This is a genomic window from Commensalibacter communis (assembly GCF_947179105.1).
Taxonomy (GTDB): Bacteria; Pseudomonadota; Alphaproteobacteria; order Acetobacterales; family Acetobacteraceae; genus Commensalibacter; species Commensalibacter communis.
Genome location: NZ_CAMXCK010000013.1, coordinates 1 through 11806 on the forward strand (window position 1 = coordinate 1; position 11806 = coordinate 11806).

12 protein-coding genes and 2 pseudogenes are annotated in these 11806 nt (G+C 31.1%); 9 read left to right on the plus strand and 5 right to left on the minus strand.

Going from position 1 to position 11806, the window contains the following annotated elements:
* From PQG52_RS11145 to PQG52_RS11155, 3 genes are all read right to left on the minus strand, one after another.
* On the minus strand, nucleotides 1-185 hold a 185-nt coding region (locus tag PQG52_RS11145; RefSeq protein ID WP_456304942.1), incomplete at its 3' end, for a hypothetical protein.
* Nucleotides 186-640: 455 nt separating this feature from the next.
* Entirely contained in the window at nucleotides 641-937 is a 297-nt protein-coding gene (locus PQG52_RS11150; protein ID WP_271829560.1) for a type II toxin-antitoxin system RelE family toxin, read from the minus strand.
* Nucleotides 927-1181 (minus strand): type II toxin-antitoxin system RelB/DinJ family antitoxin, encoded by a 255-nt coding sequence (locus PQG52_RS11155; RefSeq protein ID WP_271829561.1) that lies wholly within the window; start codon nucleotides 1179-1181, stop codon nucleotides 927-929. Before PQG52_RS11155 ends, PQG52_RS11150 begins: the two co-directional genes overlap by 11 nt.
* Before the next feature lie 646 nt (nucleotides 1182-1827).
* Here PQG52_RS11155 and PQG52_RS11160 point away from each other — a divergent pair.
* The 9 genes and pseudogenes from PQG52_RS11160 (at nucleotide 1828) to PQG52_RS11195 (ending at nucleotide 8821) form a co-directional block, all read left to right on the plus strand.
* The gene (locus PQG52_RS11160; protein ID WP_271829562.1) at nucleotides 1828-2496 is read left to right on the plus strand and encodes a replication initiation protein; all 669 of its coding nucleotides are present in this window, start codon (nucleotides 1828-1830) and stop codon (nucleotides 2494-2496) included.
* A gap of 832 nt (nucleotides 2497-3328) precedes the next feature.
* Complete coding sequence (locus PQG52_RS11165; protein WP_271829563.1) at nucleotides 3329-3451, plus strand: hypothetical protein; 123 nt, start codon at nucleotides 3329-3331, stop codon at nucleotides 3449-3451.
* Nucleotides 3452-3928: 477 nt separating this feature from the next.
* Nucleotides 3929-5023 (plus strand): AfsA-related hotdog domain-containing protein, encoded by a 1095-nt coding sequence (locus tag PQG52_RS11170; RefSeq protein WP_271829565.1) that lies wholly within the window; start codon nucleotides 3929-3931, stop codon nucleotides 5021-5023.
* A gap of 2 nt (nucleotides 5024-5025) precedes the next feature.
* Nucleotides 5026-6183: an oxidoreductase gene (locus tag PQG52_RS11175; RefSeq protein WP_271829566.1), complete on the plus strand. Its 1158-nt coding sequence runs from the start codon at nucleotides 5026-5028 to the stop codon at nucleotides 6181-6183.
* A 4-nt stretch (nucleotides 6184-6187) separates the two neighbouring features.
* Nucleotides 6188-6958 (plus strand): SDR family NAD(P)-dependent oxidoreductase, encoded by a 771-nt coding sequence (locus PQG52_RS11180; RefSeq protein WP_271829567.1) that lies wholly within the window; start codon nucleotides 6188-6190, stop codon nucleotides 6956-6958.
* Nucleotides 6942-7691 (plus strand): SDR family NAD(P)-dependent oxidoreductase, encoded by a 750-nt coding sequence (locus PQG52_RS11185; protein ID WP_271829568.1) that lies wholly within the window; start codon nucleotides 6942-6944, stop codon nucleotides 7689-7691. The genes PQG52_RS11180 and PQG52_RS11185 overlap by 17 nt, the downstream gene beginning before the upstream one ends.
* 195 nt (nucleotides 7692-7886) lie before the next feature.
* Nucleotides 7887-8081: pseudogene (locus PQG52_RS11520) on the plus strand (Arm DNA-binding domain-containing protein); the annotation flags it as partial.
* A gap of 131 nt (nucleotides 8082-8212) precedes the next feature.
* Nucleotides 8213-8356 (plus strand): annotated as a pseudogene (locus PQG52_RS11525) (integrase); the annotation flags it as partial.
* A 156-nt stretch (nucleotides 8357-8512) separates the two neighbouring features.
* A complete protein-coding gene (locus tag PQG52_RS11195) occupies nucleotides 8513-8821 on the plus strand; it encodes a tyrosine-type recombinase/integrase (RefSeq protein WP_271829570.1) in 309 nt (102 codons plus the stop codon).
* Between the two features lie 241 nt (nucleotides 8822-9062).
* Here the strand turns inward: PQG52_RS11195 and PQG52_RS11200 are convergent, their stop codons facing one another.
* Together PQG52_RS11200 and PQG52_RS11205 are read right to left on the minus strand one after the other, a co-directional pair.
* Nucleotides 9063-11174 (minus strand): GH39 family glycosyl hydrolase, encoded by a 2112-nt coding sequence (locus tag PQG52_RS11200; protein ID WP_271829571.1) that lies wholly within the window; start codon nucleotides 11172-11174, stop codon nucleotides 9063-9065.
* A gap of 231 nt (nucleotides 11175-11405) precedes the next feature.
* Nucleotides 11406-11806 (minus strand): hypothetical protein (locus PQG52_RS11205; RefSeq protein ID WP_271829572.1); only part of this gene is annotated, 401 nt, incomplete at its 5' end.

Consider the following 11806-nt stretch of genomic DNA (forward strand, 5'->3'; position numbering starts at 1 on the left):
ATTGTCGTATCTCTGTCACACGACATTAATTGTCCATACACTCGAATAAGCTCTGAAGTGTCTATTCCAGCCTGTCCACTACTAGCGACAGATCGCGACAATTTTCCACTAGCGACATGTCGCTGTATGGTTCGTCGTGTTTTCCCTGTTAATTCGGCAGCTTCGGAAATAGAGACTATGGGCATTCTATTGATTATTTTCTTTGGAAATTAGGTATAAAAAAACGACCTCGGACGGGTCGTTTGGTACGATTTATACAAAAATATTAATCTAGTAATATAGTCTCATAACTGTTCAAAAGTTTCAACAACTATTATAAACTATTTTTAATAATTACTCTTTCTTACTACTAATTGGTTTATCTTCTATTAAGTATGATGCAAGGTGATTGGGTCAATTCTATTCGTGATATGGTTGTTTAATAAACTTCAGAAGTTTGTTTATTAAAAATTAAATAATACATGGATATTAGAAACCGTAGCAAAATTACTACTTTTGCCACGGTTTCTAATGAGTTTGAAGTCTTTTATTTGTTTTACTTGACGAGTTTTAATATAAAACAGATGAAGAAGATGTTCTTAATTCTGATAATAATTTATTTATGTAAATTTTGCATATTGTATGAGTTTTTAGATAATTTTCATTTATTATTTAATCGAGTATTGGCTGTTCCATAGACTTTTTTATTCTCACGTTTTCCCACAGCAATAACTAAAATTATAATTTCTCCGTCAATGACTTGATAAACTAATCTGTAACCAGAAGATCTTAACTTAATTTTATAACAGTTAGCTAGATCTCTGTGTAAACGAGCAGATTCAATATGAGGATTGTTCTGTAATTGTTTTAACTTTTTTTTGAATAACGTTTGAATTGTTTTATCTAGCTTATCCCATTCTTTTAAAGCTCTTTCGTCAAATTCAATATTAAAGATCATCTAAGTTAACTCTGACACGTTTTGCAGGATTGTTTAAACGTTCACGTACAACCGTTAAAATATCGTCATATTTATTATTATCATCGACCATTACTGAAACCTCTGAAAAAGGTAATTTTTTATTTTCAGCAACATAACGTAAGAATAGTCTCAGTGCATCTGAGGGGGACAATTTAAGATTATTAAAAGTTTTATAAGCATCTTTTTTTAAATTCTCATCCACTCTAATTTGAATAGTACTCATTATTTCTTACCTTCATATTAAATGATAATATGATAAATTATAATGTAATTACATATGTAGTGCAATATTTTATTATATGAGTTTACATGAAGCGTCTTGTATTTAATTAATTACAGTATTGATTATTTTTATTTTTTCAAATGTAAGCATAAATTCTTTAGAAGGGATCTATGATAATCATTTATGTTTTCTTGTGGGTTAATACTAGAGAAGTATTTTATCGTATTATATGACAAACCTAGTTCTATTTAAATAAATGATTATATATTAATCCCACTGAGTAACATTTTATGAAGATGATGAAATTATAGATTACATTTTATAAACTATAATTATTACCATAAATAAAAAATTTGTTTTTAAAAGTTATCAACAGAATTTTTTATTTTATAACTTGTTTTATATATTTTTCTTGTTTTAAGGTAAGTTTTATATTTTATTTTCAATATGTTATTCAGAGATAAGAGGTGTGTTTGACGGTAATAAGAGGTGTGTTTGACGGTAATAAGAGGTGTGTTTGACGGTAATAAGAGGTGTGTTTGACGGTAATACTAACAATTAAAAAGGAGGAAAATATTTTTTTATTTTCCACTTAATAAAATTATGTTATGAACTGCTCATCATTAACTATTTATGTTTTTTAATAATGAAAAATCTTGTTGCTTACAAATCAAACTCATTAATTGAAGCTAGTTACAAACTGAGCTTACAAGAGCAACGTTTATTATTAGTTTGTATAGGAAAAATAAACCCTCTAGACACTACACAAAATAAAACTTTCCAAATAACGTCACAAGAGTTTTTCAATGCTTTTCCTGATATGGGAAAAGAAAATGCAGAAAGACGCTTACAAGAGGCTAGTGATAAGCTTGCAGAAAGATGGATTTATATCCAGTGGCAACACAAAGAAGAAAAAATTAGATGGGTTCAAGGCCAAGTTAAATATTTTACCGGTGAGGCTAAAATAGAGTTAGTTTTTTCGGATTTAATAATGCCATACCTGACACAATTAAAAAATAAATTTACAGGTATTTCAATTAAAAATATTTCATCATTAAAACGAACATATAGTATTAGATTGTATGAATTATTAATTCAGTACAAGGAAGTCGGATATCGTAAAATTACGGTTGAGGCCTTTCGTTCTATGTTAAATATTGAGAATAAATACGAACATTTCAAAGATTTGAACAAATTCATTTTATTACCAGCACTCCACGAATTAAATACTAAAAGCGATATTACAGTTAATTTACATAGGGAAAAAAAGGGACGGAAAATATCTGCTTTATTATTTTCTTTCAAAGAAAAATAAATAACGCTTCATTAACTTCAGTTACAGCTTATATATATTACATTAAAGTTTCAACGTCAGCTTTAAAGCGTCAATGGAGGTTCTTTTCGATTGTAGGTGCTGTCTTCCAAAAAGGCGGGGTCTATAAAATTACGATAGTTAGACTTTTATCTCGAGAATACTCTGATAATGATTGGAGTGTAAAAATAGCAGACATGGATTCCAAACAGGGAACATGCACTAGATGGAATGTGACTAGAAACAACCCTAAAATAGAACCTGTTGTTAAAACTGAGCAGTATAGATCAGTTGAAGATGCTATAAGTGATTATCAAAAAATAACATACCTATTACGAATAATATTTATAAACTCATTAAATATAGATATTTACGAACAAAATATTATTATTTAATAAACGGCGGTTTAAAAAAGACTCCAAAATCCTAATGCAACACTCTTGCGTTACATTTGTCATATTTTTCATAACGTTTTTTAATACTTTGAACTTGCAGTTGGCTTTAAAATTAGTCTAGTTATAAACCAAAATGAACTTTTATTTTTGGATAGTGTGAATAAATACATTCTTAATAAGCTTTTTTCTTATCTAAAAAATTACTACTTTGAAGCTGGTTTGTTAGTATTATTTCGAGATATAAAGACTAATTGGAATTTTCAACATTATCTTTTATATAATTATAAGTAGATTAACAGGCTTAAAGAGAGTATGCACTCCGATGAAGGCAATCTCTATATTTCTATTCGTGATAGCTCAAAGCATGAGTTTTCCGATTCAAAAATCCAATTACAGACAAGATCAGAATACTAAATTGAAAATCATTATTAGATATTACGTTGGATTACACAAAGAAGATTGCCCGTCAATCTCGTGAAATGCTCAGAAATGATTTGGATCCATTGCAACAAGAGCGAGCAGAAAAGTTAGCCGTTAAAAACGCAGCTAATGACCCTGCATGACTTTCGATCATCATTTAGAGACTAGAGCGATGAAACCACCACAACACACAATCAGAAATCCTCAAAATAACTCTAGGACACGCCATCAAGTCAAAGATCGAAATTACCTATAGATGCGGTGATTCACTCGATTAAAAACGTTCATTGCTGAACCAATAGACTTCGTTCGTTAAGGCGTGAACATTTCATTCACTTCTCAGATGTAAGAAGCAAAAAAAGCAGTGAATCAACGACCAAACGTTCTCATTGATTTTTTTCTATCTTATTAAAAGAAGATATAATTACAACATTTATGCATATGCGCTTTTATTTTCATTATTTTAACTGCACACAATATTTTTTTTAAATTGTTGATTATGATCAGTGATAATTAATAATTAATAATATTTTAATATAAAAAATTATAGATTTTCATTTTTTATTAGTTATAATAAATATACTGCAACGTGTTAAATTAATACAAATATGGAGATCATAATGACTTTAGTAAATCCTAATATAGTACATAAAAATTCTATTGAAGATGTATTAATTTCAACACCTATTTATTTATTAAAAACTAAATTAAGTATTAATGAATTTAATATTTTTATTCAGAATAATGAGGAAAAGATCGGTAATCAGCTTTATAAAAGAAAAGGGGATTATTACTACTTAATAACTATTCCCAGCATTATTAAAAAGACAGAAACAGATGCTGTTGCTCATTTAAATATTAATGATTTTTACCAAAAAAAAACAAATAACGATTATGAAATTAAAGATTTTTATATTCCCATACAAGTTGAATTAGAACTTAATAATATTTATAAAAATCAATATACAATAGATATTAATCTTAGAAAAAACTTAAAAGGAATACACGTATTTTCCCATATCCTTAATATAGATATACATAATTACTTTTTTTATAGAAAAATTCACGATCATGTTCCTGGAATTATGCTTATGGAAACCATGAGACAAGCTACATATTACTTTTGCTATACACAATTGCAAATACAGTTAGGAGACGTCTCAATTTCAATTTCAAATATGTTTTTAGAGTTTTTTTCCTATTTCGATTCTGCTTATCCTATCGAGTTATTTATCATTCCCACAAATTCTAACTATAATTTAAAACCAAAACATATTGATTTCACAGGATATTTCTATCAAAACTGCTATTTTAAAAGTAAAATGCGCTTACAAGGAGGTGTCATGAAAATGCCCATTTTCCAAAGATTGAGAAACACAAAAACTCCTCCTAGCCATGATTTTAAACTTTCAAAAAAAACAGATAATACGATCACTCTATACAATGAAAAGCAAGAACATCTAAGTGCTAAATTAATTCAATTTAAATCGGAATCTCTGCTAGTAGAAATTGAAAAAAATCTATCTAATGATTTTAAAATTACTCAATGTTCTTTACCTTGCTTAGAGAATAAAATTTTACTTGTTAAAAATTTCACTGATATCAGTGAAAATACTATCTTAATATCTTTAAAGGATAATAAAGAAAATCACAATTTAATTACTAAATTAATTAAATATTATAGCTATCAAATCAACAAATTATCATCAATTTAATCATGCAATATACATCTGTATTAAATACATTAACTATTAATGACAACTTACAATTTAAAAATAAAATATATTTTGCGCCAATGGGTGTTGGTTTAAGTAATATAAAAGGAGAATTCACAAATGAATTAGCAGATTTTTATAATTTAATATTTCAAGGTGGATGTGGTTTCGCAGTTACAGGCAATGTAACAGTTTCAGAAAAATCAAAACTGAGTATAAATAATCTTTCTTTATATAATAAAGAACAGTTTATAAGTTTATGTAATTTTTTTGATCAAATTAACAATCAATATAAAAATTTAATTTTTATTCAGCTACATCACTACGGTTCTCAAGGAAATCCACTTATTACAAATAATCCTCTTTTAAGTCCAAGTGGTATTATTTCTCAAAAAAGTAAAGATAAAGGAGATCAAAGATTTTATCCAGTTGTTATGTCTGCACAAGATATTGAAGATGTAATAAAAGCATATATTGAATCCGCTAAAATGATATATGAAACAGGCATAAAAAATATACAAATACATGCTGCAAATGGATATTTAATTAGTAGTTTTTTATCTCCATATACAAATTTACGTTCTGATAAATATGGTGGAAATACAATAAAGAGAGGAACAATACTACTTGAAATACTTGATGGTATACATGCTGCAACGCAAGGAAAAATGAACATTAGTGTAAGATTGGGTATTCATGATTTAATGGGTAATCAAGGACAATATCCTGAATTATTAGAAGATTTAGTAAAAATATTACCTAATCATGGTGTATCAATGATTACATGTTCTATTGCCACAATAGATAGTTATAATAAATTACTTAATTATAATCAATCTACTGATCAATTACTTCATAAATCAGTTGAAACAATTAAAACTTTTACAAATATACCTGTCGGTTTTGATGGTTTTATTAATAGTTTAGAAAAGGCAGACCAACTAATTAGAGAAAATATTTGTGACTTTGTCGGTATGTCTAGAGCATTATTTGCTGATAATAATTTAATAAAAAAAACAATAAACAAACAATATCATTCAATAAATAAATGTTTATATGATGGTAATTGTTTTAAAGATAAATCTAATCCTTTGTTAGATAGAGTATACTGTTGTGTAAACAAAAATTATCTTAGACCAAATCATATTCATTATAGGTAAAAAAATGCAATTTTCAAAAAAGAATATTATTATTGTTGGCGGAACTTCAGGTATTGGCTTAGTAACAGCAAAATTATTAAATCGACAAAATGCAAATGTTATTTTAATTGGTAGGGATAAACAAAAAGGAGAACAAGCACTTAGCGAATTAAATCAAAATTGTAGTTTTTATAATTGTGATATTTGTAATGAAGAATCAGTAAAAGAAGTATTTGCACAAATACAAAAAAAATATATTAATATTCATTATTCTATTAATAATGCTGGAATAACATCTCCGTATATGTATGTTGAAGAATTAAGTGAAGTAATATGGGGAAAATTGTTACGTAATAATGTTATTGGTATCGCAAATTGTTTGAAATATGAAGTGCCAATTTTAAGAAACATCAAAAATGGTGCTATTGTTAATGTTTCTTCATGTGCTGGAGTGATCGCGATGGCAGGACAAGCTCCTTATGCAGTCAGCAAGGCAGCTTTAAATATGCTAACTCAAGTAGCAGCATTAGAGAATGCTGTAGACAAAGAAAATAAATATGCAATTAGAGTTAATGCTATAGCACCAGGGCCGACTTTAGGAGGAATGAATACACCTGAAAAATTACAACAAAATCCAGAAAAAACTAAAAGAAAAATTGATATTACAGCGATGAAACGGTTTGCAAATCCAGAAGAAATTGCACAAACTATTTTATGGCTATTAAGTGACTACTCATCTTATGTAACAGGGCAAATTATTTCAGTTGATGGTGGATATAGTGCAGGAAAACAATAAAAATATTTTTATCACTGGTGCTAGTTCAGGTATCGGTCAAGAAGTAGCTATATTATTTTTAGAAAAAGGATATAACGTCTATAGTATTTCGAGAACTGTTCCTAGTAAATTAACCAACTATAAAAATTGGCATTTTAAATCTTGCGATGTAACAGATAGAAAGAAATTGTATCTTACTTTGTCTGATTTCATACCTAAACAATGTAATTTTGAATATGTTTTTTTAAATGCAGGAGCCTTTGGTGAAAAACCAAATTATGGATATAATTATTCAATAGACAACTTTCTTTACATACTAGACCTAAATCTAGTCTCTAATAAAGTTATTCTTGATTTCTTTATTAAAAATAATTTTTTTATTAAAAATGTAGTTTCTTCTTCTTCTATTGCTGGAATCAGATATAGAAAAGCTATGCTTTCATACTCTGTATCAAAATCTGGATTAAATGCATTAATTCATATTTATGCACTTGAAAATCCAAATATTTTTTTCTTTAATATAGGGCTTTGTAGTGTTGATACTTTAGTAGCAGAAACAATCATTAATGGTGCAAAACCAGAATTTAATGAAATTTATGCCTTTAAACAAAGAAGCACAAAAGAAGGATATATTGTTTCTCCAAAAAAACGATCAATGGATATTTTATATACTTTACAGAATTATAAAGAATTAGGTATTATTTCTGGGGAATTTTTTGAAATAAAAGAAAAACTAAGTGACAGAAAATCTTAATTACTTACTATTTGATATAAAATAATTTCAATCATTACTATATAATTAAGAATTTTTGAAAAAAAGTGTTAAAGGTAAGGATGTATATCAGACAAAAAATATAACTGATTTGTTTAAACAATTATATTTTCAATTGTTCGAGCAGTTAGTTATTCAGGAAAATTTAAATGTAATTTGAATCGACTTCAAGGTGGCATGCACTCGGACGGAGGGAACCTCTATCTTTCCATTCGGGGTAATTCCAGAGCATGGGTCTTTCGGTTCAAAAGCCCAACTATTGGAAAAATCAGAATGTTAGGCTTAGGGTCATTACCTGATATTACCTTGGATCATGCAAGAGAAGTTGCCCGTCAATCCCGTGAAATGCTCAGGAATGATCTTAATCCATTGCAACAAAAGCAATCAGGGAAGTTGGCAGTTAAAGAAAACCGCAAAACCTTTGAGATGGTGGCAAAGGAATATATCGAAGACCGATCCAAGAGATGGAGGGGTAAAAGCACCAAGGCAGAAATAGAGGCCTCTTGCTTGCTAATTATCTTTACCCCGTCTTTAGGGGTCGGTCTATTCAGTCCATTACGCCTGATGATGTGCGTATCTTGCTTAAAAAGATTTGGTATGAAAAAACCATCACAGGGTCAAAGCTACAAGGCTTGCTTGATCGTGTCTTCAAATACGCACAAGCTCGGGGCTGGTTCTATGGTGATAATCCTGCCAAATGGACAGGTTTTCTTGAAACCATCCTGCCAAAACCCTCAGACTTTAAAAAGATTGAGCATCGCAAAGCCTATGACTGGCAACAGATCAGTAACCTTTATAAGCGTTTGAAATCGATCAATGACATTCCCAATCTAGCAGCTTGTTTTATTTGCCTGACCGCTTGTCGTTCAGCCGAGGGTCGAGAAATGCGCGTTGATGAAATTGACTTCAAAGACAAGGTATGGACATTGCCAGAGGAACGCAGCAAGACCAATAATGAACACAGGGTGCCGTTATCTGACGAGGCGTTGGACGTCATTAAGCGTGCGATGGCAATTAATAACAACCAAGGTCAATATGTATTTCAAAATAGCAATGGAAAGCCTATTTATAACAAAGCGGTATTGATATGCTGTCAAAGATGCAGCCAATGACCCAAACATGACCCTGCATGGCTTTCGATCCTCATTCAGAGACTGGGGCAGTGAAGCTACCAACACACAATCAGAAATCCTCGAAATGGCTCTAGGACACGCCATCAAGTCAAAGGTCGAAAGTGCCTATAGACGCGGTGATCTTTTGGACAAACGCCGTTCACTCATAAACCAGTGGGCAAAGTTCGTTAAGGCGTGAACGGTTCGCTTGTCGGAAAGATACTAATTTATGTGCAAGATTTTATACCGGCGTTAAGGCACATGTAATATTCCCACCTGATGGCAAATAAACATAGGCAGAGCCTGATATCATTCCCCACAGCAGACCGGATATAAACGGTGTAAAAATAGAATTTGTATAGGAATACATAGCTGTTCCACCAGTCGTACAAGAGTTTGTTTGTGGGTTTAACGTAGTACTTCCTGGGCAGTAATATAAACCTCTACTAATTGTAAGCCTATATTGTTTGTTAGCTATAAAGTTATAATTAGTCGGTAATACCATACTCAATGGTGTTCTGATTCCTGCTTGAATTGGCACTGTATATGTAATACTACCGCCACCTGTATTGCCACCTGTATTGCCATTTTGATCGTTAGTAAACTCAATGCTATATAAGGTAACTGTAGATGGAGTAGCACTATTGTCTTGTATACTTAGTACACCATTTGTCATATTGGTAATAACTGAGTCGCTAACATTTTGTGGTTCTATTTTATCAAGAGGTCCACCTTCCTTAATACGATAAGCAGTTATCTTGTAACCTCTGAATTTCGTTTCAATATTATTTATTGTTAAAGTAAGTCCTGAATCGCTTTGATTATAATTTCTCGCCCTAGATGTCAGTCGTCCATTAACAGGTAGCTGGGAGACAACATTCTTTTGTGTTACTGAATTATCGGTAATGATACTGCTTGGATTGACCCCTCCAAACCAATGATCGATGCTCCACTGATCGGTTATCTGATTAATAGTCCTACCAGAGTCTAGATAATATTGTTTATAAAGTCTTGTTTCTGTAGGAGGTATATTTCCATTGGAAAAGTTGCGATCAACCTTGTAGTTTGCAGCAAGAATATTGATTTTGTTACCTTCGGCGTTTTCTGCAGCTAAAGTTGTCATTCCAGTATTAAAGCTATTATTCTGAGTTAAAATGAACGGCGTTTCAAATATGCGTGTAAAAAGATTAAAACTCTGTGCCGAATAAGTGCAAAAACTCTTACTAGAAGTATTTGTTGGGTTTGGATTATCATTAAATAAGCCAAATGACGAACCATCACCCCTGTAATAGTAAGCTTTGTCGGTTTTACAATACTGCATATAGATTAATGTTGAAGCAATATACGCTGCATTTTTCGCTGATTGTACTTTTGTGAAGGTATTGACTGTTCCGAAGGGCGATGAATTCCATTCAGTACACAAACTTTCTATATTGCCATAACCGTATCTAGTCAAAGTTGATTGAATAGAGTTGCCAATGTCAATGATGTTTTGAGGATCACTTGTTAAATTACCATAATAATGCCAGGATAAAAAGTCTATGGGCGTATTTGTCGAGCGGCAATAATTTAATAATCCATCGAGATAAGCTCCACCTGGGTTATAACCATTGGCGACACCACAACCACCAACTTTAGCTTCTGGATCGACTGCTTTAATCATCCTAGCAATTTTAGAGTAGAATTCGTAGTAAATCTGTGGATTATTATTATTCCAAAAAAATGTCAGGTCTGGTTCATTCCAAATTTCCCAATACTCGATTTTTCTTGGTAAACCGGTTGCTTGATAGTTTAATGAATAGCGGTTGACTAATGTACTAATCAAAGTAGCATAAATATCGAAGTTTTGTGGTATTTCGTAACCACCATCTAACGTACGTCCAATACGAAACATAACTTTTCTTTGAATGTTTCCTGGATTAACAGATGGATTATTGCTCATGATACGTTTAAGATAATCATCTGTCATTTGATAGTTTGCATCTTTAAATGCCAAATCAACATTGTTAGCACGCATACCTGCTGCTGCATAAGGAAATATAGTCCTTTTGTTTGCAAAATCTGCGATGAATTGTTTTGCTTTTGTTCGCGATGTGGTTGGAATATTCGGTATCAATTGATCTTGATTGTTTCGCCGATTGGGTTGAAAATAATTATCAATGTCTCCTACACCAAAACAATCGTGTAACCGAACATGAGTAATACCCATCTGATTAAACTGATCCTCTAGGTCTGGAAATCCTGGAGCGATAGAAATTGGAATTCCATTAACGCCATTAACCTCCTTCAAAATACCATTGTTTCCTGATGCTGTATTTCTGCTTCCTTTAAAGACAGATATGTTTATTGTCATAATATAACCTTTATTGATGTTTGATGAAAAAGCAAAAATGTATTGATCGATAATCTTTGCTAAATGATAAAAATTTTAAATTGTAATGAGATAGCCTCTTGTTAAGAAATTAGTATTGTATATTTTGAAAGAGGCTATGGTTCTTTCTTTTTTCAGTTTGAAAAAGAATCAAAAGAAATCAGGCGAAATTTGATCAAGATCAAAGTTTTGCGACAATGCGCGTGCATAAGACTAGCTAAATAGTTTCTTGAAACGTCCAAGTAATCCAGTATTGCCATTATCATCAACAGAACCACCATTTTTTTGAGGCTCTGATACGGTGTCCTCTTTAGGTGGGATTGGTTGCGTTTTTTCTTGGCGATGCTCAAGAAGATTTAAAGCCGTCTTAAGACTGTCTATTGTCTCTTGTTTATCTTGAACACGTCTTTTTTCAGCTTCAAGTTCGACTTTTACAAGGGATAATTCATGTTCTAACTTTAAAAGACGTTCATTGTTATTCTGGTCGTTCTTGTAGGCGACGCTGGATATGGCATAATGTGACATTGTCGTATCTCTGTCACACGACATTAATTGTCCATACACTCGAATAAGCTCTGAAGTGTCTATTCCAGCCTGTCCACTACTAGCGACAG

Bases quoted from the DNA above. Each gene is read 5' to 3' on its own strand.
- PQG52_RS11160 (WP_271829562.1), top strand. From the start codon at position 1,828: ATGAAAAATCTTGTTGCTTACAAATCAAACTCATTAATTGAAGCTAGT.
- PQG52_RS11170 (WP_271829565.1), top strand. From the start codon at position 3,929: ATGACTTTAGTAAATCCTAATATAGTACATAAAAATTCTATTGAAGAT.
- PQG52_RS11150 (WP_271829560.1), bottom strand. From the start codon at position 937: ATGATCTTTAATATTGAATTTGACGAAAGAGCTTTAAAAGAATGGGAT.
- PQG52_RS11175 (WP_271829566.1), top strand. From the start codon at position 5,026: ATGCAATATACATCTGTATTAAATACATTAACTATTAATGACAACTTA.
- PQG52_RS11180 (WP_271829567.1), top strand. From the start codon at position 6,188: ATGCAATTTTCAAAAAAGAATATTATTATTGTTGGCGGAACTTCAGGT.
- PQG52_RS11155 (WP_271829561.1), bottom strand. From the start codon at position 1,181: ATGAGTACTATTCAAATTAGAGTGGATGAGAATTTAAAAAAAGATGCT.
- PQG52_RS11200 (WP_271829571.1), bottom strand. From the start codon at position 11,174: ATGACAATAAACATATCTGTCTTTAAAGGAAGCAGAAATACAGCATCA.